This is a genomic window from Galbibacter orientalis DSM 19592 (genome assembly GCF_000260115.1).
Taxonomy (GTDB): domain Bacteria; phylum Bacteroidota; class Bacteroidia; order Flavobacteriales; family Flavobacteriaceae; genus Galbibacter; species Galbibacter orientalis.
Window position 1 is genome coordinate 2,379,626 of record NZ_JH651379.1, and the last position, 21,080, is coordinate 2,400,705.

The window sequence follows — 21,080 nt, forward strand, 5'->3', positions numbered from 1 at the left end:
TCAAACAAAAAGAGGATTTGCTTAAATATTTCCTTCCCACATCAATAATATTAAGGATTAATCCATTTCTTATCCAGCGATATTGTATTTCTATTCAAGTAATTTTTTCTGATATTTTTTAATTTATGAACACTTAAAGACGAGGCTATATTGGCTACATCTACTTCGTTTTTAACATCATATTTTTGAAGCAAATATTGAGCACTCGGCTCTTCTATATCTATTTCGTCAATCCAACGATACAGCGCATTCATAACCTTAGTTTTATCATTACTTCCAACCGTCCTTTTCAATTTATTAAAATAATATAACTCTGAATTCTTATATGCTTTTCTGCGCTTAATTATGTACTTAATGATTCTTCTTAGTAGAAAAACAACAACTAACAAACTTATTATCAAAATAATACACGCTATAATAAATTCTTTTATAGAGAGCCCTAAAATTGTATAAGGTCTCTCTTCTGAAACTTCTTCAGAAATTTGTACCTCTTGAAGTTTTAAAGAATCTCTCACACTATCCAACATTCCTAAATCTGGATTTGCTGCTACTTCAATAGTTACAGCTTTCAATGTTTTTTTATAAAGCTTTTTTTGGAATGGATGGTACCATGTAAATACCTTTTCTGGAATGGTTATTGTCCCTTCTTTTTCAAACAAATAGCGTACAGATTCTGTACGTTGCGCACTTATATATGTTTTAGACTTATAGTTATCTATAGTTCCACGCCCAGGGTACATACTAACATTTGGAAGGGTATCCCATACTGCTGGCGGAATTAATTCTGCAACAGTACCTCCTGCCTTTCTGGTAATTGTACGCTCCAAAACATCGCCCACTTTTGCTTTTTTTGTATTTCCAAACCAATGTTCAGAAACCGTTAAACTGGAGGCTACTAACCAATCCGAATGCTTAAAATTTGGTGGAATTGGCTTTACTTTAATCAATTTTTCTGAGGTCTTTACCACATGTTTTATCCCTTTATACCCCCCAGGAGCAGGCGATTCAACTTCAATCTCCAAAGCAGGAAATGTAACATTGTCTTCACTAAAAGGGAAAACATTATAGATAAGCTCCACCCCAGCAAAATTCTTCCCATTCCTCTGAAAAGATTTACTAACAGGTCGAAAGTATACCGAAAAAGCACCATTTACTTTTATATTTCCTAAATCTAGTCCCTTAGTAAACCAAGTAGATGTATATACGGTAACACTAACTTGTACAGGCTCTCCTACATATACACTGGATTTATTTAAACGTGCTTCTCCCCATATTTGCTGCGCAGTTAAACTTTGTAAACTAAGTACCACAAACAGCAAGAAAAGTAATTTTTTTACTAACATACTACCACACTTCTTCATTGGATTTTGGTTTTATGTTATACTTTTTTACCTGATATTTAAATTTTCGCTGTAAAAACAATGTAGGATCATCGTCTACTTTACGCATCAAAATTTTACTATCGTCCTGCGGGATTGATGCTTTAATATCATCCGGAACTTCATCTAATTCTTTTCCTTTATGAATATTTGAATTTACTGTTTCTTCCTGACGCTCTTTTTTCATATCCTCCTTACTAGCTTCTTGCCCACCTCCACTTAAATCTTCAGGACTCTTATTCTGAGTATTCTTAGGATTCTTTTCATCTTTTGATTCCTGAGCATTTTCAACAGACAATTGGTCTTCTTCAGGAAGAACTTGCATCAATTTTTGTCGGTTTACTTTTGCGGCTTCCAAAGAGGGATCTTTTTCAACCGCTATATTAAAAGCCAATTCTGCGGCGGCATAATCGCCATTTTTAAAATATGAAAGTCCTAAATTATAAGCCCCCATAGCGGTGGTATCTTTTGAAAAAGAATTAATAGCAGCTTCATAATCTCCTGCTTTAAAATAAGCAACTCCTTTCCTCAAGGGGTCTTTATACACATCTGCGGCTTCTTTAAAATCCCCTTTATTGCTCAAGCGTTGTCCTTGATAGTCTTTAGTATACCATAAGTCAGAAAAATTAGAAGTATCATCGTTACACGAAACCAAGAGCAAAAATGTAAGAGAATACAGCACCCATCCTTTTCTAAACCATAACAATAACAATACAGCCATTGGAATAATAAACAATAATCCTACATCTCGCCAATCATTATCTTTTTCTTCATTTTTCTCTGTAAACTCTAAGTTTTTACTGATGTTTTTTGCAATTAACTCCACATCACTATCGTCCAGCGTTAATTGTTGAACTGTAATTCCTTCTATTTCATTCAAACTAGCCATCAATGTAGCATCTAGACTTGACCGAACTGTTTTACCATCTTTTCCTTTTATGAAACCTTTACCTCTGGCTGAAGGAATTTCGGCTCCTCCAGGAGTGCTCATCGGAAGTATTACAATTTTATTTTTAGAATTCTTCGCAAAATTGCTTAAAACACCTCTTTCCTTTTCCCGAAAATCATCTGAAAACACAACAATTGTACCTGGCGCTTTTGTAACCTTTGTTAAAGAATCGCCTAAAATTAAAGCGGCTTCCAAATCTGAACCTGGAAAAGGCATTGTGGAAGGTTTTAACCCTTCAATATGACTGTTTATAATTTCATAATCCTTTGTAAGCGGTACAATAGTATGAGCAGTTCCAGCAAATCCTACGAGCGCCATTCGGGCTCTAGGATTGTATTTTATTAAATCTTTTATTTTAAATTTTGCTCGTTCTAATCTGTTGGGTTGAATATCATCGGCCATCATGCTTTGAGAGATATCTAACAACACTACCATTGGAGTTTCTAATTTCTGACCTGGCACTTCAATTTTTTTCCACGTAGGCCCCGAAAGTCCTAATATTCCACTAGCAAATGCAAGCAACAACACTAAATGCATAAACACTTTTACAGCATTACTTCCTTTAGAAATTACATAAGGTCTTAAATGAGGTGCAATTATTCTTTTCCACTTTAATTCTTGTTGCATGGATAGCAAACTAATAACCATTAAAACAACAACAGGCAGTAACAACCACAAAAATTGAGGTCGTAAAAAGTGAAAATCACTCCAGTTTATAGGAAGCAAATCTTTATACATAACTTTCCTTTTTATGAGTGAGCTGACGAATAACTTTTGCAATAGTAAGCACCAACATCATAAACAGCAATAATCCTATAGCTACTCCTAATGGATACATATACAGAAGCGTTACGGGTTTATTTTGCTCCTCTTCATACGCTATTGGTTCTAATTTATCAAGTTCGGTATAAATTTGCGCTAGGCGCTTTTCGTCTTTTGCTCTAAAATATTGCCCATTGGTAAGCTCAGCAATATCTTGTAGTGTTTTCTCATCCAAATCGGTTCCAGCTCCCCCCGGATCTCCAATACCAATAGTATAAATTTTAACTGTGTCTTTTTGAGCAAGGTCGGCTGCATCTAGTGGTAAAATATCTGTTCCTGCATCCACACCATCTGTTAAAAGCAACATTACTTTTGTTTTGATGGTATCTTTTTTAAACATCCCAACCCCCTTTGTAATTGCTTTTCCTATATGTGTCATTTGTCCAGCCATTCCTACATCTGCTTCTTCTAACATCTGATCTACAACTGCTAAATCTGGAGTAAAAGGTGCTTGAATATAGGAACTCGACCCAAAAAATATGAGCCCCATTCGGTCGCCTTCTCGTTTTTTTATAAAATCGTGCATTAAATTTTTAACAGCATCCCATCTTCTCGATTGCTTGCCGTTAATTGTCCAATCTCGTTGCGCCATACTAAAAGAAATATCCGCAGCTATTAAAAAGTTACGAGACGTTTTTACTTTCATTTCTGGCTCTCCTACAATTTGAGGAGAAGATAAAGCGACTAATAAACAAGCCCAACAAACAAAAAGACCTAGCCATACCAAAAAATTACGCCTTTTTATAAAAGCAGATTTTCTAGGCTTTTGGTGGGTATATTTCACTGCATTACTAAATCCTGGAAAAAATAATGACGCACTTTTTATTCGTAATGATGGAAAAAGTGCATACACTATAAAAGGAAGTGGTAATAAAAAGAATATCCACAAATATGCTATTTCAAAATTATCAGGCATGTGATTTTATCCATTTTTTAGAATTTATCAAAATCTCTTGTTTTACTTGAGCGTCTACATCTATATTTTTATAAATTGAATTTTGAATTTCTGTTTCCAAAGGAATAAACCGAACGTCTTTTCCTGTTTTATCTAAAAACTCCAACCAAGGTTTTCCGTACAAACGCCCTACTTCTTCACGTCCAAACGACTGTAATGCAACCATTTTTAAAACAACAAGTACTTCTGAAACCGTTGTATTATTAGTAAGTTTCTTTATTGCTTCCCTTCTGTAAGCGTTCTTTATGTAATTTCTAATAAATACATAACTTGCTATTATTAAACCAAGTAAAATAACAGCTCCCAATAGTTTCCACCCAATAGTTTCAAAAGTAAATGCTACGGGCTGGGGCTCATAAATTTCTTCAAGCTGAAGATTTTTTATGTTATCTGGAATAGAATCTTGTATCGTAGTAGGTATTATTTTCATCTTCTTGCATTCATTTTTCCAAATACTTCTGTTAACTGAAGATCTAAATCTGTTACAGTATCAATATTAAAAATTGGAATTTGATATTTTTTCATTTCATCTTTAAAGGCATAGAAATCGCCTTCAAAACCTTCTTTAAAGGCTTTCTTTATACTTTTATTTTTTCCATCTACTACAATTTGATGGGTTTGATTACTAGCTACAAACTTAGTATCTGGTATGGCATACTCCATAGGGTCTGAAATTTTAGCCAAAATTAAATCGTTATGCATTGATATCCCCGAAATTGCTTTTATAACTGCTGGAGAATATCTTAAAAAATCGCTAATAATAACTACCAAATAATCATGGGTTACTATATTATGGACTCTGGGAATTACAGCATTTAAGGTTTCGTCATGAGCATCTGCCTTTGAAACTATCAAGTCATGATTCCGTTTTACAATTTTCTCTAAAAAATGAATGATATTTTTCCGACTCCGTTTCGGAGCTACAACATCAAAACCTTCATCGGCAAATATTACTCCTCCAACTCTATCTCCTTCTTTAAATACTCTAAAAGCAGTAACAGCCGCTAATTCTGCTGCAACTACAGCTTTTGTTTTATGTACCGACCCAAAGAACATGGATTTGGATTGGTCTACTACAATAAGGACAGGTTTTTCTTTCTCTTCTGTATAAACTCTAGTATGTGTTTTTTGAGTTCGGGCAGTAACTTTCCAATCAATATTCCTTATATCATCTCCTTTTACATAATTGCGCACTTCTTCAAAGTCTAAACCACGACCTCTAAGTTTTGAGGCATGTTTTCCAGATAAAATACTGTTAACTTTATGTTTTCGAGCTAGCAATGTAAAACTATGAGCGGTATGCTCCTTTTTAAGCAAATCGGTCAAGGATACAAATACATTTTCTGGATATTCTACTTTTTTAGACATTGATTTCTATATATAATTTTATTGTTGTCCGATAAAAGCAGACAGCGTTTATTGCATTCCACATATATCAAGGGTTAATAGAGGTTTTTAAAAATAGCCCTCTTGCTATTAAGAAAAATGAATAAAAAGAGGAGTTTATTAATGTTATTTCTTTAAACTACTCATTTTATAATAGTTAATGTTTAGTCTTTGTTCTTTTCTCTTACAGCGAAGCGGTCTTGTATTTTATTCGGACATTAATGATATAATTTATGTCTTTCGCTAAAAATTTTCAATAATTATTTCCCCTAAACAACTTATAAAAAACCGACTATTTGGGTTCTAGGCATTAATTATTTAAGCAACTACAGCAACCTGTTTTAAAATTTCATCTAATACTTGATCTGCTGAAACAGCATCGGCATTGGCCTCATAACTTAACATAATTCGGTGACGAAGACAGTCGTGAACTACCGCTCGAATATCATCTGGAGACACAAAATCTTTCCCTTCCATCCAAGCGTGCACTCTACAAGCGCGATCTATAGCAATAGACCCTCTCGGACTCGCTCCAAAATCTAACCACTTATCTAGTTGTTCATTATATTTTGAAGGGTACCTTGTAGCAGAAATAATATCAACTATATATTTTTCCATGGCTTCTGAAATAGTAACTTTTGCTATTTCTTTGCGTGCATCAAAAATTACACTAGGCTCTAAAAGCTCATGTTTCTCTTCTTTAGTATGTTTTTGCTCTGCTCTATTAAGGCGTAAAATAGCTAATTCTGAAGCATCATCTGGATAGCCTATTGTTACATGCATTAAAAAACGATCCATTTGCGCCTCAGGTAAAGGATACGTTCCTTCCTGCTCCACAGGGTTTTGTGTAGCCATAACCATAAAAAGAGGTTCCATGGCATATGTTTTTCCAGCAACCGACACTTGTCGTTCTTCCATCGCTTCTAATAAGGCAGCTTGAACCTTTGCTGGGGAACGGTTAATCTCATCTGCAAGAATTAAATTACTAAAAATAGGTCCTTGTTGAAATACAAATTTATCTTTTAGTTCCGGCTGATAAATTTCGGTCCCTGTAATATCTGATGGCAATAAATCTGGCGTAAACTGAATCCTACTCAACCCACAATTTAACTCTTTTGCCAAAGTCTTAATAGCACGTGTTTTTGCTAAACCTGGCAATCCTTCTAACAACATATTTCCATCGGCTAGGAGCACTAAAATAATTCTTTCAATTAAGGTGTCTTGACCAATAATAGCTGTAGACATCCTTGACTTAAGCGACGTAATAGCTTCATGTGCTGTCATAATTTTTTAAAATATTAATTTATTATTCTTCAACTAAAAATTTATAGAGAACTAAATTTTCGGTTGTTCATGTGTGTAATTAAAAGTGGCTGTCTAAAAAGTATCCAAACTCTAAGTGCCTTCCTGAGCTTGTCGAAGGACACTTTTGAGTATCAGTTGTTTAAAACTTCGACGAGCTCAGTTTGACAACTACAAATTACTTTTTAGATAGCCACTTTTCTAATTTCTTTACAAGGAAACTTTTAGTTTCTTGCTGGAGTAGTCATTTGTTTTACTACCTCATCTATAGACAATGAAGACCCCTGTACAGGAGGATATTTCTTAAAGGTTGCTAAAAATTGAGCAGCTCTTTGTTGTGCTGGAACAAATAACCACATATTTTCTGCATACCATCTAATATACATCCCAGAATCTGGAGAAACCTCATAAGGATCTGCTCTCAAATTAATTGCCAATGGCCAAGCTGGTTGCTTTCTATAAGCTGTACTAATATTACCTTCTAAAATAGTAAAGTGTAATTTCCAGTCTTGATAACGAATTGCATTTAAGTTTCCACCTTGGTCAAAATAGAAGATTTCTTCTCTAGGCGATTTATCCACCTCTCCTTTAAAAAATGGCAATAAATTATACCCATCTAAATGTGCATTGAAATTTTTACCATTAGCACTGTAACCATTTAGCATTTTCTTTACTAAATCTGGCTCTCCGGCAGCGGCAGCCAAAGTTGGCATCATATCTTCATGAGAGAAAATATCATTATAAACTGTTCCTGGCTCAATTACCCCAGGCCAACGTATAGCACAAGGCACACGGAATCCACCTTCCCAAGTAGTTCCTTTCTCTCCTTTAAATGGCGTACTACCTCCATCTGGCCATGAGATTTTCTCAGCACCATTATCTGTAGAATACATAATAATGGTATTATCCATAATACCTAATTCTTCTAGTTTAGCTAAAACACGCCCTACTGCTTTATCGTGTTCAACCATACCATCTGGATACAAACCTATCCCAGTAACTCCATCACTCTCTTCACTTAGGTGTGTCCAAACATGCATTCTTGTTGAATTTAACCAAACAAAGAAAGGTTTTCCATCTGCATGTGTTTTTTCAATAAATTTAATGGCTGCATCTGTAAACTCCTTATCTATAGTTTCCATTCTAGTAGAAGTAAGTGGCCCTGTATCTTCAACCTTTCCATCAGAATAAGAATGTATTACCCCACGAGGCCCATATTTTTTCTAAACTCAGGACTTTTTGGATAATAATATCCTTCTGGTTCTTCTTCTGCATTTAAGTGATATAAATTTCCGTAGAATTCATCAAAACCATGATTTGTAGGTAAATGCTCATCTTGATCTCCTAAATGGTTTTTACCAAATTGCCCCGACACATATCCGTGTGGTTTTAAAACTTCTGCAATTGTAGGCTGATTGTCTTTTATTCCCTGCTTAGATCCAGGCATCCCAATAGTTAATAATCCTGTTCTAAAAGGATGTTGTCCTAAAATAAAAGCTGCACGCCCAGCAGTACAAGACTGTTGTGCATACCAGTCTGTAAACATAGCCCCTTCTTTAGCGATACGGTCTATGTTAGGGGTTTCGTACCCCATCATACCATGGTTATATGCGCTCACATTCCCCCAACCTATATCATCTCCCCATAAAACGAGGATATTAGGCTTGTCTTGCGCCACAAGAAAATTAACCAATAGCATTGCTAATGATAAAAAAATAGAATTCTTCTTCATAATAAGATAATAATTAATAGTTTAAACTTAAATCTATAGCGATATCTATAGTAATGTATAGGATGTGGAGGAATATAAATGTAAGAAATAATTTCAAATAAAAACAGCTTTACCTTAAATTATAGTTAAGATAATTATTTATTAAAAGTGAACTATAGCTATAAATCCCAACACTATGAGAATGAATTTATTATTGAAAACCAATAATTTAACTTAAATTAATAAAAAATTAAATCTTCAAAAATCACAATAAATTTAGAAGTGAAAACTGAAGAAATTCGCCTTCATTTTATTTAAAAAAAAGCGTAAAAAGAAATTAGGAGCATAAAATTAGTATGTTCCTGAAATTCTAAAACGTATTTAAAAAGGTTGTTATCCTATGATACCGATAAAACTAAAAATAGCTGAAATAAAAACCCAAGATAAAACAGCTATTAATATCAAAACAACAGCTTTTAATGCGTAAATAAGAATTGAAGATTCGTTGTGTAAAGATTGCCCCATGTTTATACATTTAAAGAATTAATAGTTATTGAAATGGGGCTAGCTCAATAACCTAAAGTTACAAAAAAAAATTATATTAAACTGATTTATAGATAGATAAATTACTACCTCAGATTCCCTATGAAGCATTTAAATGAAATAAATTTATCTAATTATAACACAAAACTTTCCGATAAACCCAGAACAGACTTGACAATTTAAACTTTCATAGAAGGTTTAAATTGAAATCCAACTACTATTTTTAGAAGCCGACTCATAAATTTTTTCTACAATATGGATATCCTTCATCCCTTCTTCTCCAGGAACTAACATTGGTTGATGGTTGAGAATTGCCAAAGCATCATCGTCCATTTGTTTTGCTTGTTGATTGCCTTTCCAAGGTTTTAATATCTCACCATCGCTAGTAGCTCCTTGAACTCCACTGTATGATTGAAAAGGTTTTAAAAAATAGCTTCCTTCTTCACAAGTAGCTTCTAAATTATTAAAGTGCTCTCCTAAACTTGTTTCTCCATGCGCTATAGTCCCATCAGAAAATTTTAAATCGAAAATGGTAGTCTCGTCAACTTCATGATAAATTTCTGGTCTCTTTGTTATATGTTTAGCGCTAACAGAAATAGGTTCTTTCCCTTTGGTATAACGAATAGCATTTAGTGGATACACTCCCATATCGTACATAGCGCCGCCGCCGAGTTCTTTTATTTGCTTCCAATGATTTGTTCTAGTATCAAAATACCCTGCCTTAGCTAAAACATTATTTATTTGTCCGTAAGGCTCGGTCTCAGCCCAATTCATCAAAGTTTGTGTATTTGGCTCATGATGCATTCTATACCCAATAGCTAGTTTTACTCTATTTTTCTTGCAAGCATCTATCATAGCTTGACACTTTTCTGCACTTACCTCCATTGGCTTTTCACACCAAACATGTTTCCCCGCATTGGCTGCTATAATACTATATTTAGCATGTAAAGCAGGTGGTAACACAATATAAACTACATCTATTTCATCATTATTTGCAATCTCATGCATTGTTTCATAAGAATATACATTACCATCTTTTATTCCGTATTTGGATTGCCATACTGGAACCTTTTCTGGACTTCCTGTTACAATTCCTTTTAGTTCACAATGCTTGGTTAATTGCAATGCAGGCGCCAATAAATCGGTGCTATAATAGCCCAAACCAACTAAGGCAATTCCTAGTTTTTTATTTTTCTGCGGAAGCAAAAAGGATGGATATGGCATCATCCCAGCTGCCATAATTAATCCTGATTTATGTATAAAACTCCTTCTGTTAATCATAAATATCTATTTTACTGAAAGTTACTGATTTTTAATCAACTACCTCGAGGCAAGCCTACGAAATTTTCAAAGGAAAATAATTTAACTTATTTTGATACAAAGCCTTCGAAATACTTAGTACAGGCTCTATGGAATTAGACCCTCAATGAGGGATTAAATAGCACTTATAATATCATGTTTGGTAATTATTCGAAACTTCCCATTCCCTAAATCCACCAAAACAGCTTTATTTTCTCTATTAATAAGCTTTGAAAGTTCATCTATTGCTAGATTCTTTTTCACCATTGGAAAAGGAGATTGCATAATCTCTTTAATTGGTTTATCTGCAATATCTTTGTTGTCTATGTATGCTTTAAAAAGTGTAGATTCATCCAAAGAACCTACAAAACCTTTAGAATCTACCACAGGAATTTGAGAGATGTTGTATTTCTTCATTCGTTCAATTGCATGAGCCACCAACTCTTCTGTTTTAGCTGTAATTAATTCATGTTCATTTATACCTATTAAATCTTCCGCCAACTTAACCTCAGTTTCCAAAAACCCACGATTTCGCATCCAATCGTCATTAAAAACTTTGGCAATATATCTACTTCCCGAATCGTGAAATAAAACAACCACTACATCTTCTGGCTTGAAATGCTCTTTAAGTTGTAGTACTCCTTTTATGGCGGAACCTGCAGAATAACCAACAAAAATGCCTTCCTCTTTGGCTAGTTTCCTTGTAAAAACAGCTCCATCCTTATCGGTAACTTTAGTAAAACCATCAATTACCTCAAAGTCTACATTTTTAGGAAGAATATCCTCCCCAATTCCTTCGGTTATGTACGTATAAATTTCATTCTCATCAAAAACACCTGTTTCATGATATTTTTTAAAAACAGAACCATAGGCATCTACTCCCCAAATTTTAATGTTTGGATTCTTTTCTTTAAGGTATTTTCCTACCCCAGAAATGGTTCCACCAGTACCCACTCCTACAATAAAATGAGTGATTTTTCCATCTGTTTGCTTCCAAATTTCTGGCCCTGTTTGCTCGTAATGTGCTAATGAATTTGAAAGATTATCATACTGGTTTACGTACCATGAATTAGGAGTTTCTTCAGACAATCTTTTAGAAACTGAATAATAAGAACGAGGATCTTCTGGAGAAACATTGGTAGGACAAACTACCACTTCCGCTCCAACAGCACGAAGGATATCCATTTTTTCTTTGGATTGCTTATCGCTAATAACACATATTAATTTATACCCCCTAGCAATTGCAACCAATGCAAGTCCCATTCCTGTATTTCCGCTTGTTCCTTCTATTATGGTCCCCCCAGGTTTTAAACTCCCATTTGCCTCTGCATCGTCAACCATTTTAACCGCCATTCGGTCTTTTACAGAATTCCCAGGGTTAAATGTTTCTACTTTAGCCAATACTAAAGCTTCAATACCTTTAGTTATTCTATTTATTTTAACCAAAGGAGTATTTCCAATGGTTTCTAATATATTCTTTGCGTATTCCATGTCTTCTTTTCTTCCTTTTAAAGATAAGAAATGATAGCACAGAAAATTAAATGTAAGAAGTTAAATAATAGATAAATTGGTTTTATATGAATTACTAAAGAAACAGGTTATCAATAAATTGCATTGAATTATTCAAATTTAATCGACCTTGCTGGAGATATTTTTGTGATGATATACGAAGGAATTAAAAGCATTAATAAGCATAAAATTAACACTCCAACATTTAGAATAATAACATGAATAGGATTTATATAAACTGGAGCTTCAGAAACATAATAAGTAGCGGCATCCAAGCTTATAAAACCAAATTTATCTTGTAAAAACAAGATTCCTAGCCCTATTAGATTTCCCCAAAAGAGTCCAATAACAATAAGGTAAGTGGCGTTGTATAAAAATATTTTTCTAATACTCCAATTATTAGAACCTAAAGCTTTTAAAAGTCCTATCATTTGAGTACGCTCTAAAATAAGAACAAGCAGGGCAGTTATCATATTTATCCCTCCTACAATAATCATAATCCCTATGATTATAGCTATATTAAAATCGAATAACGATAACCATTCGAAGATGATGTAGTATTTTTCAGCAATTGTTTGAGAATCTAGTGTGGAGAGCGTTACTCCATAAATCTCTCTTCCTTTTTGCTCTATTTGATCAAAATCGTCTAAAAAAACTTCAAAAGTACCAATCTCATCATCTTTCCATTTGTTCATTCGTTGAATATGGCGTAAATCAACGAAAATGTAATTGGCATCAAAATCCTCAAAGCCACTATCGTAAATCCCTACAATCTTAAATTTCACCTGACTTGGAATGGCGCTCACTTCATCTTTTAAAAAAAATGCCCAAAATTCGGTTCCTACTTTAAATTGTAACCGATTTGCTAAGTATCTCGAAATTAAAATTTCTTCATTTCGTTTTCCAGAATAATCGGGGATTCTCCCTTCAACTAAAAAATCTTTAAAAGGATCCCAGTTATAATCGGCGCCAACTCCTTTGGCTATAATCCCTTCAAAAGTATTTTTTGTGCGTATAATCCCTCCTTTTGTAGCTACTGCTTGCACATGACTAATGCCACTTACGTTTTTAAATTCTGGATAAAAATCTTGATGGATGGAAATCGGATTCACAGAAACATCCGAGGTATTATTATCGTAATTATAAATTTGAACATGCCCATTAAAAGCTGCAATTTTTTCACGGATTTTTCGTTGTAAACCAACTCCAGTGGCAATTGCAATCAACATCATAATAACCCCCATTGCAATTGCTGCAATAGCGATTTTTATTATTGGTGCCGATATACTACTTTTATGCTCCTTTCCCTTTATAAGGCGTTTGGCAATAAAATATTCTAAATTCAAACTATGCGATACTTTATGAGTTTCAAAAATACATTTTTATTATTGTTTTTAGTAGTGATTTCCTGTGCGAATGGAAATCAAGAAAAAAAAGTTGATATTTCTACTGAAGAAAAACCAAAAGAAACTCCAATTATTGTTGGCGCTAATAGAACTGAAGAATATTTATCTCTTTTAAAAAATAAAAAAGTTGGAATAGTAGCCAATCAGACTTCTGTTATTTATAAAGAAGATGGTAACTACACACATTTGGTTGATTCTCTTACAGCTTTACAAGTAAATATTCAAAAAATATTTTCGCCTGAGCATGGTTTTAGAGGAAAAGCGGATGCTGGAGAACATGTAAAGGGAAATAAGGATGCCAAAACAGGTTTGGAAATTGTTTCACTATATGGAAAGCATAAAAAACCAGCTGCTGCCCAATTAAATGCTATAGATGTTATGGTGTTTGATATTCAAGATGTAGGAGTGCGTTTTTACACCTACACTTCAACCCTACATTTGGTAATGGAAGCTTGCGCCGAAAATAACATTCCACTAATTATATTAGACCGTCCAAATCCCAATGCTAGCTATGTTGATGGCCCTACACTTGAAGTTGAACATGCTAGTTTTTTAGGAAAAGTTCCTATTCCGCTTGTATATGGATTAACTATTGGAGAGTACGGAAAAATGCTTAACGGAGAGCTTTGGTTAGCCAATAAATTAAAGTGCGATTTAACCGTTATTCCTGTTAAAAATTACAATCATAGCCTAGCATATAGTTTACCAATTCGCCCTTCTCCTAATTTACCTAATGATCAATCTATTTTGCTATATCCTAGTTTAGGGCTTTTTGAAGGTACTAATGTAAATGCAGGAAGAGGAACAGAATTCCAATTTCAGCGTTATGGTGCTCCATGGTTGGATAAAAAAGTGTTTTCTTTTGAATACACTCCAAAGCCTAATTTTGGCTCTAAAGATCCAAAGCAAAATGGAAAAATATGTTATGGGGAAAATCTTTCAGAAATAACACCGCCTAAAGAAGTTACTATGAAATGGATTATTAAAGCTTATGAAAATTCCACCGATAAATCTAATTTCTTTAAGACCTCTGGATTTACACTCCATGCTGGAAATGAAAAACTACAAAAACAAATAGAGGCTGGAAAGAGCAATGAAGAAATTAAAGCCTCATGGCAAGCAGACATAGAAAATTTTAAAAAAATTAGAAGCAACTATTTAATTTACGAATAACACACGTTTTAACTGTTTCTATATTTTTCAAAGGGGATTTTTAATAATTTCCCTACTCTTGTAGATGTATTTATATCTGGATGTGTGTCTATTCCGTAGATCAAATCTTTTGAATTCATTTTAGAAAAAGTACCTAAAAGCCGATCCCAGATAGCAAAGATATTTCCGTAATTGGTGTCGGTATACGGTAAGACATAATGGTGATGTACTTTATGCATATCTGGAGATACAAAAACCCAACTCAACAAGGTATCCAGTTTTTTTGGTAATTTAATATTTGCATGATTAAATTGGGAAAAAACCACGGAAAGCGACTGATATAATAGTACAATTCCTACTGGAATTCCTCCTATAAACACTCCTAAAGTTGTAAAAACAAACCGTACAAAACTCTCCCCAGGATGGTGCCTATTTGCTGTTGTAGTATCTACATAGGTATCTGTATGATGTATTAAATGAAACTTCCATAACACCTTAACCTTATGTTGCACCCAATGCGCCAACCAAGCCCCTATAAAATCTAATAAAAGCACTCCTAATAACACTGTTGCCCACATTGGAAATGCTATCCATTGAAGGATTCCAAAACCATTTACAACCACCCAATCGCTTGTTTTTAAAAGAATAAATGCCAATAAAAAATTAACAATAATAGTAGTAAACGTAAAGAAAATATTAGGCCAAGCATGTTTAAGTTTATGATACCTAAATTTAAATAATGGTATTCCGTACTCCAATATCCAAAAAAAAGTAATCCCCGAAATCAAAATTAAACTCCGATGTGAGGACGGAATTGTTTCAAAATAAGTAATTAAAGTTTCCATATAAACAAGATACAATAATTTTTAATTTGAAATATAAATGACTTAAACTCACTCTATTTTACAAAAATTTTATTTTGGAAGTTTTGCTTTCATAGCCTCTACAATATTATATACGGCAGGACATATGGATGTATTTTTTATAGTTAAATTGCTTATCTGCTGAAATTTCTTTCTGTCCGTATGTGGATATTCGCGACAAGCTTTAGGGCGTACGTCATAAATTAAGCAATAATTATCGGCTCCTAAAAATGTGCAAGGCACTTCTTGTAAGACATAATCATTGTCTTCATCAATTCTTAAATAAGTATCTATAAACTGCTGGGGCTTCTGCTTAAAATGTTTTGAAATACGTTCAATATCTGCATTGGTAAATAGCGGACCAGTAGTTTTACAACAATTTGCACATGTTAAGCAATCGGTTTTTTCAAACTCCGCTTCATGCAATTCTTGCATTACATAATCTATATTTTTTGGTGGCTTCTTTCGTAATTTAGCAAAATACTTTTTGTTCTCGTTTTGCTTGTCTTTAGCCAGTTGCGGGAGTTGTTTTAAAAAATCGTCCATTTATTTCTTATCAGAAGAAAAAATCCTTTCAGCTACAAAGATAAGGCTTATTATAAAATAACTGTTCCTGTCTTATTTTCATTAATATGTTTTAGTATTTTTTTGGTTTTTAAAGAAAATTCCTCTTAATTTACTGTAAATGAATTACATTCTTATGAGAAAAATAATCTTATTACTATGCATCCTCGCTTGCACTTTACTCCAAGCGCAAATTGATCAATATGGATACCAAAATGGTCCATTAATAGACACTAAGAGTTCTAACGAATTTGCTGGTTTAGAAGGTTCTATATATTTAAATGGAGATGAATTTACAAAAGGAAAAATTTTTGCAGATGGAAAAGTGTATGATAATGTAGATTTACGGTACAATATTTACAAAGATTATATCGAAATTAAAATGTCGGAATCTGAGATCTATAAAGGTTCTACAAAGCCAAATTATGCCTACGAGATTCATGGTAAAAAGCTATATTTAGTAGACTACCAAGACAAAAATGAAAAGAAGACTGGATATATGGTTTGTCTTTTCTGTACAGCAGATGATATGCTTTTAAACAAATACACCAAAATATATTATCCACCAGAAAAAGCAAACACAGGTTACCAAAAAGATAAACCTGCTAAGTTTAGCGATAACGAAGATTACTTTATAAAGTTAAAAGGAAGTTCTTATGCTATTCCTCTGGAAAGTAACACAAAGAAGATTTTAAAACAGTTTGATAACAAACAATTAGATAAATTTGTAAAAGAAAAAAAATTAAATTTAAAGAAAGAAGACGATTTAATTACTTTCTTTAAATATTATGTCAACATTAATCAATAAACTTTGAAAGACCTCCTCGGGAAAGCTATTGTAGACTTTTATTCTGATAATTTTTCAGAAGAAGTTCTTACCGAAACCTCCATCTCCGAAGAAGATATTCTTCCTATTTCCTATTTATTTAGAAGTTATAAAGAGATGCCTCCTTTGGAGAAAAAAGCCTTAGATAAAAGTTTTGGTAATATCCTCGATATAGGATGCGGTGCTGGGAGCCATGCATTATACTTACAGGAAACTAAAAAAAACTCTGTAACTGCTATTGATATTTCTGCTGGAGCTATTGAGGTTGTTAAAAAAAGAGGTCTTAAAGATGCATTTCAAAAAGATGTTTTCGAGCTAAAGGATAAAAAATATGATACCATTTTAATGCTCATGAATGGTACTGGAATTTTTGGAACCTATAAAAGTGTTCCAGAAAAACTAACACACCTAAAAAACTTACTTACTGATAACGGACAAATACTTATCGATTCTACAGATATTATCTACATGTTTGATGAGGATGAAGATGGCGGAAAATGGATTCCTATGGATAATGATTACTATGGCGAACTTACCTATACCCTCAAATATAAAGGAGAAACAGAAACTACAACATGGCTGTATTTAGACTTTAATACTTTAAGCCTCTTTTGCGAAATGGTAGGACTCCAATGTAATCTCCTAGCCGAAGGCAAACATTACGATTACCTAGCCCAACTCACAAAAAAATAACAACATATAGGAAGCAATTTTCAACTTTCAACTAAGGAATATTCAAGTATTTATGGGTTTGTAAAGACACTTTCCATTTCGGATTCTTCATTACGTACTCCACTATCTCTGGAATCATCTTATCACGTTTACTCCATTCTGGTTGTAAGTATAAAATGCAGTCTTTTCCTACCTTTTCAGCTTGAGCTTCAGCAAACTCAAAATCATTTTTATTATAAACAATACATTTAAGCTCGTTCGCTTTTTCGTACACTTTTGCAGTTGGCAACTTCATTTTCTTTGGCGAAAGGCAAATCCAATCCCATTCTCCTGTTAATTCATATGCCCCAGAAGTTTCAATATGCGTTTTCAAGCCTCGCTTTTTTAATTCAGAAGTAATAAACGTCATATCCCAAGTAAGCGGTTCTCCTCCAGTAATTACAATAGTATCTGAGTATTTTGCAGCATTCTCTACAATAGTAGCAACCGCTGTTGGCGGATGGGTTTCGGCATTCCAACTTTCCTTAACATCGCACCAATGGCAACCCACATCACAGCCTCCTATTCTAATAAAATAAGCTGCTGTCCCTTTGTAAAACCCCTCTCCTTGGATGGTATAAAACTCCTCCATCAACGGGAGCATTTCCCCCGCATTTACCTTCGCTAAGATCGCTTCTTTTGTCATGCCGCAAAGATACGTTTTCCTTTTTTATTTTTAGTAGCCATTTCCTATTGCTTTTTTGGAGTCGCCATTTCCTGCTTTCGCTACTACACGGTAGTTAGCTCAATCAGGGCTAGCATCAATAATTAGCGTACGCTTACTAATGGTAACACTATAAAAAAATACTCCTTTCAACTTAGCAAACTTTACCTTATTTTAGTAAACACGTTCAATAGCAAATAATTTCAAGATGAGCAATAAAGACGCTTTTTTTCAACATATAGAAGAAGGTTATAAAACTAAAGGTGATTATATAAGCATGGGAGCCGCCATGCTTAATGGTGACCCGCTAACAAATGCCTTGGTTAAAATCCCTCTAAAAACTTTAAACCGACACGGACTCATAGCCGGTGCCACAGGAACTGGAAAAACAAAAACACTTCAAATTCTGGCCGAAAATCTTTCGGAAAAAGGAATTCCAGTTTTGTTGATGGATTTAAAGGGGGACCTTAGCGGACTAGCACAACCTGGAAATGATAATGCTAAAATACAAGAGCGACATACCAAAATTGGATTTCCATACGAAGCAAAAAAATTCCCTATAGACATCCTTACTTTATCCGAACAGAACGGAGTGCGACTTCGTGCTACCATCTCTGAATTTGGTCCTATTTTACTATCTCGGATTTTAGACCTAACAGATACGCAACAAGGAATTGTAGCGGTGCTTTTTAAATATTGTGACGACCACCAGCTTCCGCTTCTTGATTTAAAAGACTTCAAAAAAATATTACAATACTGTACTTCCGAAGGAAAAGAAGAATTCCAAGAAGCCTATGGGCGAATTTCAACATCTTCTACTGGAGCTATCTTACGTAAAATTATAGAATTAGAACAACAAGGAGCTGACCTATTTTTTGGTGAAAAATCTTTTGATGTAGAAGATCTTACCCGTATTGATGAGAATGGTAAAGGAATTATAAACATAATCCGATTAACAGATATACAAGACAAGCCTAAACTTTTTTCTACTTTTATGTTGAGTCTACTAGCCGAGGTTTATGCTACTTTTCCTGAACAAGGAGATAGCGACCGTCCAGAGCTTGTTATATTTATAGACGAAGCACACCTTATTTTCAATGAGGCTTCAGACGCACTTTTAGACCAAATAGAAAGTATTGTAAAACTAATTCGCTCTAAAGGAATTGGACTCTATTTTGTAACGCAAAACCCAACTGATGTTCCAGATGCCGTGCTTTCTCAACTCGGATTAAAAATTCAACATGCGTTACGTGCTTTTACTGCAAAAGACCGAAAAGCAATAAAACTAACAGCAGAGAATTACCCTATTTCAGATTTTTACAATACTTCAGAAGTGCTTACTTCACTCGGAATTGGAGAGGCTCTCATCTCTGCTTTGGATGAAAAAGGACGACCAACACCTTTAGCTGCAACTATGTTAAGAGCTCCTATGAGTAGAATGGATATTTTAACAGATACTGAAGTAAAACAAGTAATTAGTACGTCTAAATTAATTCCAAAATACAATGAGGTAGTAGATCGTGAAAGTGCGTATGAACTTCTAAATAAAAAAATTGAAAAAGCACAAACTGAGGAGGCTCAGCAAAAAGCAAAAGAAGAACAAAAAAAGACTTCGAGAACTTCTACTCGAAAAAGTTCGGCTATGAATCCTATTATAAAAGTACTAACAAGTGCTACTTTTATAAGAGGTGTTATGGGAATCCTAAGTAAAGCCATGCGATAAAAAAACAGCGCTTAAGAAATTAATCTTAAGCGCTACTGTTTTGGAAATTATTGCTACAAAACCCTCATAATGTAACAACTATTGCAATTTCTTACTTATCATTTCATTTTTTCAACTTCATATAAGTTTCTCTAGACTTTTTGTAATCAAACCAACTAATCAAAATCAAAAAAATTAATCCTGGCAAAATTAAAAATTGAATAAGTAAAAAAACCATTTCCATTATTTATCTATTTAATTTGTATGTTATTATATGTTTTGGCGTTTGCTTCTCTATATTATAAGACACACGTTTTTTAAAAAGGTCACATGTACTATTATCAAAAATTTGAAACATCCTATCACTGAAAACACACAACAAACTCACTGTCAATTACTTAAATATAAAATGTTAAAATTTATTAAATTGTGTAAGGGAGCTATCATAATAGAAGAAAATTATAAAGCCTTGTAAATTTTATTGATTTTGAATTGAATAAACCACTTCAAACATAAATGCAAAGAGCTTTGTAGTAAACTAAAAGTGTTTTAAGATGAATTTAAATTCATAATTTATTTCTTACTGTGTGGCATAGGTAATTCCTACAAGGAAGTAAGACACAAGTTTTTTAGTAAAATATTTTGGAGTAAGCTCTCGTGGAATTCAAAATAAGAGTTATATATAGCTTAAGAACGTCGTTAACGTATAGATGTTGACATCGGTTCTAGTTAAAAGTTATGGAGTTACAAAGAAAAACACTGTTTACTGCTATTACCTATAAACATTGCTGAGCGTTCGCTCTTTTCTACTTAATTTGAGGAGTTTAAACCAAGTCTATTTCCTTCTGTATCCAAAAATAAAGCAAAAAATCCATTTCCATCTGCATGGGCTGTTTTCGGCATAAGGATTTTTCCGCCATTTTTTTCAACTTTATCAAGAATGTTTTGAAAATTGTCTCCGCCATTTAGGTATATTGTTACTCCATCAGCAGAAGGTTTGTATCCATCTCCTTTTATAATTACTCCTGTTACCATTTGTTCTTCGTATGGAAATATTCCCATCTCCATTCCTGTCATTTCTATTTTTTCAATATTAATATTTAAAATTGCTTGATAAAAATTTACTGCCCTTGAAATATCCGTTGCAGGAATTTCAAAAATTGAGATATGACTTTTCATTTCTATAGTTTTTTGATTTAGATTAGATTCAACCGCGTAAGATTCTGTTTTTGATTTATTTTGATTGTTGCATGCAACTATATTTATAGATAGTAATACAATTGCACAAAGCATGTCCTTATTCATACAGTTTTGTTTAATTTGATAGGACAAATCTA

General features: G+C 33.6%; 19 protein-coding genes. 4 read left to right on the forward strand and 15 right to left on the reverse strand.

Annotation, left to right across the window (positions count from 1 at the left end; translation table 11 throughout):
* Positions 1-50 precede the first annotated feature (50 nt).
* The 11 genes from JOOMADRAFT_RS10465 to JOOMADRAFT_RS10510 all read right to left on the reverse strand — a co-directional run bounded on the left by JOOMADRAFT_RS10465 (position 51) and on the right by JOOMADRAFT_RS10510 (position 13,201).
* On the reverse strand, positions 51-1,361 hold the full coding sequence (locus tag JOOMADRAFT_RS10465) for a BatD family protein (protein ID WP_008613189.1): 1,311 nt from the start codon (positions 1,359-1,361) through the stop codon (positions 51-53).
* Positions 1,345-3,066 carry a VWA domain-containing protein gene (locus JOOMADRAFT_RS10470; protein ID WP_008613190.1) on the reverse strand — a complete coding sequence of 574 codons (1,722 nt, stop codon included), beginning with the start codon at positions 3,064-3,066 and terminating at the stop codon, positions 1,345-1,347. Before JOOMADRAFT_RS10470 ends, JOOMADRAFT_RS10465 begins: the two co-directional genes overlap by 17 nt.
* Positions 3,059-4,066, reverse strand: coding sequence for a VWA domain-containing protein (locus JOOMADRAFT_RS10475; protein ID WP_008613205.1), 1,008 nt, complete (start codon positions 4,064-4,066; stop codon positions 3,059-3,061). Before JOOMADRAFT_RS10475 ends, JOOMADRAFT_RS10470 begins: the two co-directional genes overlap by 8 nt.
* On the reverse strand, positions 4,059-4,535 hold the full coding sequence (locus JOOMADRAFT_RS19695; protein WP_008613207.1) for a DUF4381 domain-containing protein: 477 nt from the start codon (positions 4,533-4,535) through the stop codon (positions 4,059-4,061). The genes JOOMADRAFT_RS10475 and JOOMADRAFT_RS19695 overlap by 8 nt, the downstream gene beginning before the upstream one ends.
* Complete coding sequence (locus JOOMADRAFT_RS10485) at positions 4,532-5,473, reverse strand: DUF58 domain-containing protein (RefSeq protein ID WP_008613209.1); 942 nt, start codon at positions 5,471-5,473, stop codon at positions 4,532-4,534. The genes JOOMADRAFT_RS19695 and JOOMADRAFT_RS10485 overlap by 4 nt, the downstream gene beginning before the upstream one ends.
* A gap of 336 nt (positions 5,474-5,809) precedes the next feature.
* Positions 5,810-6,775 (reverse strand): AAA family ATPase, encoded by a 966-nt coding sequence (locus JOOMADRAFT_RS10490; RefSeq protein WP_008613210.1) that lies wholly within the window; start codon positions 6,773-6,775, stop codon positions 5,810-5,812.
* 242 nt (positions 6,776-7,017) lie between these two features.
* Complete coding sequence (locus JOOMADRAFT_RS20525; protein WP_245547668.1) at positions 7,018-7,935, reverse strand: sulfatase-like hydrolase/transferase; 918 nt, start codon at positions 7,933-7,935, stop codon at positions 7,018-7,020.
* A 56-nt stretch (positions 7,936-7,991) separates the two neighbouring features.
* Positions 7,992-8,525, reverse strand: a complete 534-nt coding sequence (locus JOOMADRAFT_RS20530) for a sulfatase-like hydrolase/transferase (protein WP_245547669.1) — start codon at positions 8,523-8,525, stop codon at positions 7,992-7,994.
* Between the two features lie 720 nt (positions 8,526-9,245).
* Positions 9,246-10,328, reverse strand: a complete 1,083-nt coding sequence (locus tag JOOMADRAFT_RS10500) for a Gfo/Idh/MocA family protein (protein ID WP_040879677.1) — start codon at positions 10,326-10,328, stop codon at positions 9,246-9,248.
* 153 nt (positions 10,329-10,481) lie between these two features.
* Positions 10,482-11,837 carry a pyridoxal-phosphate dependent enzyme gene (locus JOOMADRAFT_RS10505; protein ID WP_008613214.1) on the reverse strand — a complete coding sequence of 452 codons (1,356 nt, stop codon included), beginning with the start codon at positions 11,835-11,837 and terminating at the stop codon, positions 10,482-10,484.
* Positions 11,838-11,965: 128 nt separating this feature from the next.
* Positions 11,966-13,201: an ABC transporter permease gene (locus JOOMADRAFT_RS10510; RefSeq protein ID WP_008613215.1), complete on the reverse strand. Its 1,236-nt coding sequence runs from the start codon at positions 13,199-13,201 to the stop codon at positions 11,966-11,968.
* A gap of 3 nt (positions 13,202-13,204) precedes the next feature.
* Between JOOMADRAFT_RS10510 and JOOMADRAFT_RS10515 the strand changes: the two genes are divergently transcribed.
* Positions 13,205-14,434 carry an exo-beta-N-acetylmuramidase NamZ family protein gene (locus JOOMADRAFT_RS10515; RefSeq protein ID WP_008613216.1) on the forward strand — a complete coding sequence of 410 codons (1,230 nt, stop codon included), beginning with the start codon at positions 13,205-13,207 and terminating at the stop codon, positions 14,432-14,434.
* Between the two features lie 8 nt (positions 14,435-14,442).
* Here JOOMADRAFT_RS10515 and JOOMADRAFT_RS10520 read toward each other — a convergent pair whose 3' ends face one another.
* Both JOOMADRAFT_RS10520 and JOOMADRAFT_RS10525 read right to left on the reverse strand, forming a co-directional pair.
* Positions 14,443-15,258 carry a sterol desaturase family protein gene (locus JOOMADRAFT_RS10520; RefSeq protein ID WP_008613217.1) on the reverse strand — a complete coding sequence of 272 codons (816 nt, stop codon included), beginning with the start codon at positions 15,256-15,258 and terminating at the stop codon, positions 14,443-14,445.
* 69 nt (positions 15,259-15,327) lie between these two features.
* Positions 15,328-15,822, reverse strand: a complete 495-nt coding sequence (locus JOOMADRAFT_RS10525; protein ID WP_008613218.1) for a YkgJ family cysteine cluster protein — start codon at positions 15,820-15,822, stop codon at positions 15,328-15,330.
* A gap of 154 nt (positions 15,823-15,976) precedes the next feature.
* On the opposite strand from JOOMADRAFT_RS10525, the gene JOOMADRAFT_RS10530 reads away from it, so the two are divergent.
* Complete coding sequence (locus tag JOOMADRAFT_RS10530; RefSeq protein ID WP_008613219.1) at positions 15,977-16,648, forward strand: hypothetical protein; 672 nt, start codon at positions 15,977-15,979, stop codon at positions 16,646-16,648.
* A gap of 3 nt (positions 16,649-16,651) precedes the next feature.
* Complete coding sequence (locus JOOMADRAFT_RS10535; protein WP_008613220.1) at positions 16,652-17,359, forward strand: class I SAM-dependent methyltransferase; 708 nt, start codon at positions 16,652-16,654, stop codon at positions 17,357-17,359.
* A 31-nt stretch (positions 17,360-17,390) separates the two neighbouring features.
* Here the strand turns inward: JOOMADRAFT_RS10535 and JOOMADRAFT_RS10540 are convergent, their stop codons facing one another.
* Positions 17,391-18,023: a 7-carboxy-7-deazaguanine synthase QueE gene (locus JOOMADRAFT_RS10540; protein WP_008613221.1), complete on the reverse strand. Its 633-nt coding sequence runs from the start codon at positions 18,021-18,023 to the stop codon at positions 17,391-17,393.
* Between the two features lie 226 nt (positions 18,024-18,249).
* On the opposite strand from JOOMADRAFT_RS10540, the gene JOOMADRAFT_RS10545 reads away from it, so the two are divergent.
* Positions 18,250-19,764: a helicase HerA-like domain-containing protein gene (locus tag JOOMADRAFT_RS10545; protein ID WP_008613222.1), complete on the forward strand. Its 1,515-nt coding sequence runs from the start codon at positions 18,250-18,252 to the stop codon at positions 19,762-19,764.
* Positions 19,765-20,553: 789 nt separating this feature from the next.
* On the opposite strand, the gene JOOMADRAFT_RS10550 is transcribed toward JOOMADRAFT_RS10545, so the two are convergent.
* Entirely contained in the window at positions 20,554-21,048 is a 495-nt protein-coding gene (locus JOOMADRAFT_RS10550) for a VOC family protein (RefSeq protein WP_008613224.1), read from the reverse strand.
* Between the last annotated feature and the right edge of the window lie 32 nt (positions 21,049-21,080).

What these genes read in the sequence shown, in the direction of transcription:
- JOOMADRAFT_RS10465 (WP_008613189.1), bottom strand. Translation starts at nt 1,361, where the DNA reads ATGAAGAAGTGTGGTAGTATGTTAGTAAAAAAATTACTTTTCTTGCTG.
- JOOMADRAFT_RS10470 (WP_008613190.1), bottom strand. Translation starts at nt 3,066, where the DNA reads ATGTATAAAGATTTGCTTCCTATAAACTGGAGTGATTTTCACTTTTTA.
- JOOMADRAFT_RS10475 (WP_008613205.1), bottom strand. Translation starts at nt 4,066, where the DNA reads ATGCCTGATAATTTTGAAATAGCATATTTGTGGATATTCTTTTTATTA.
- JOOMADRAFT_RS19695 (WP_008613207.1), bottom strand. Translation starts at nt 4,535, where the DNA reads ATGAAAATAATACCTACTACGATACAAGATTCTATTCCAGATAACATA.
- JOOMADRAFT_RS10485 (WP_008613209.1), bottom strand. Translation starts at nt 5,473, where the DNA reads ATGTCTAAAAAAGTAGAATATCCAGAAAATGTATTTGTATCCTTGACC.
- JOOMADRAFT_RS10490 (WP_008613210.1), bottom strand. Translation starts at nt 6,775, where the DNA reads ATGACAGCACATGAAGCTATTACGTCGCTTAAGTCAAGGATGTCTACA.
- JOOMADRAFT_RS20525 (WP_245547668.1), bottom strand. Translation starts at nt 7,935, where the DNA reads ATGGAAACTATAGATAAGGAGTTTACAGATGCAGCCATTAAATTTATT.
- JOOMADRAFT_RS20530 (WP_245547669.1), bottom strand. Translation starts at nt 8,525, where the DNA reads ATGAAGAAGAATTCTATTTTTTTATCATTAGCAATGCTATTGGTTAAT.
- JOOMADRAFT_RS10500 (WP_040879677.1), bottom strand. Translation starts at nt 10,328, where the DNA reads ATGATTAACAGAAGGAGTTTTATACATAAATCAGGATTAATTATGGCA.
- JOOMADRAFT_RS10505 (WP_008613214.1), bottom strand. Translation starts at nt 11,837, where the DNA reads ATGGAATACGCAAAGAATATATTAGAAACCATTGGAAATACTCCTTTG.
- JOOMADRAFT_RS10515 (WP_008613216.1), top strand. Translation starts at nt 13,205, where the DNA reads ATGCGATACTTTATGAGTTTCAAAAATACATTTTTATTATTGTTTTTA.
- JOOMADRAFT_RS10520 (WP_008613217.1), bottom strand. Translation starts at nt 15,258, where the DNA reads ATGGAAACTTTAATTACTTATTTTGAAACAATTCCGTCCTCACATCGG.
- JOOMADRAFT_RS10525 (WP_008613218.1), bottom strand. Translation starts at nt 15,822, where the DNA reads ATGGACGATTTTTTAAAACAACTCCCGCAACTGGCTAAAGACAAGCAA.
- JOOMADRAFT_RS10530 (WP_008613219.1), top strand. Translation starts at nt 15,977, where the DNA reads ATGAGAAAAATAATCTTATTACTATGCATCCTCGCTTGCACTTTACTC.
- JOOMADRAFT_RS10540 (WP_008613221.1), bottom strand. Translation starts at nt 18,023, where the DNA reads ATGACAAAAGAAGCGATCTTAGCGAAGGTAAATGCGGGGGAAATGCTC.
- JOOMADRAFT_RS10545 (WP_008613222.1), top strand. Translation starts at nt 18,250, where the DNA reads ATGAGCAATAAAGACGCTTTTTTTCAACATATAGAAGAAGGTTATAAA.
- JOOMADRAFT_RS10550 (WP_008613224.1), bottom strand. Translation starts at nt 21,048, where the DNA reads ATGAATAAGGACATGCTTTGTGCAATTGTATTACTATCTATAAATATA.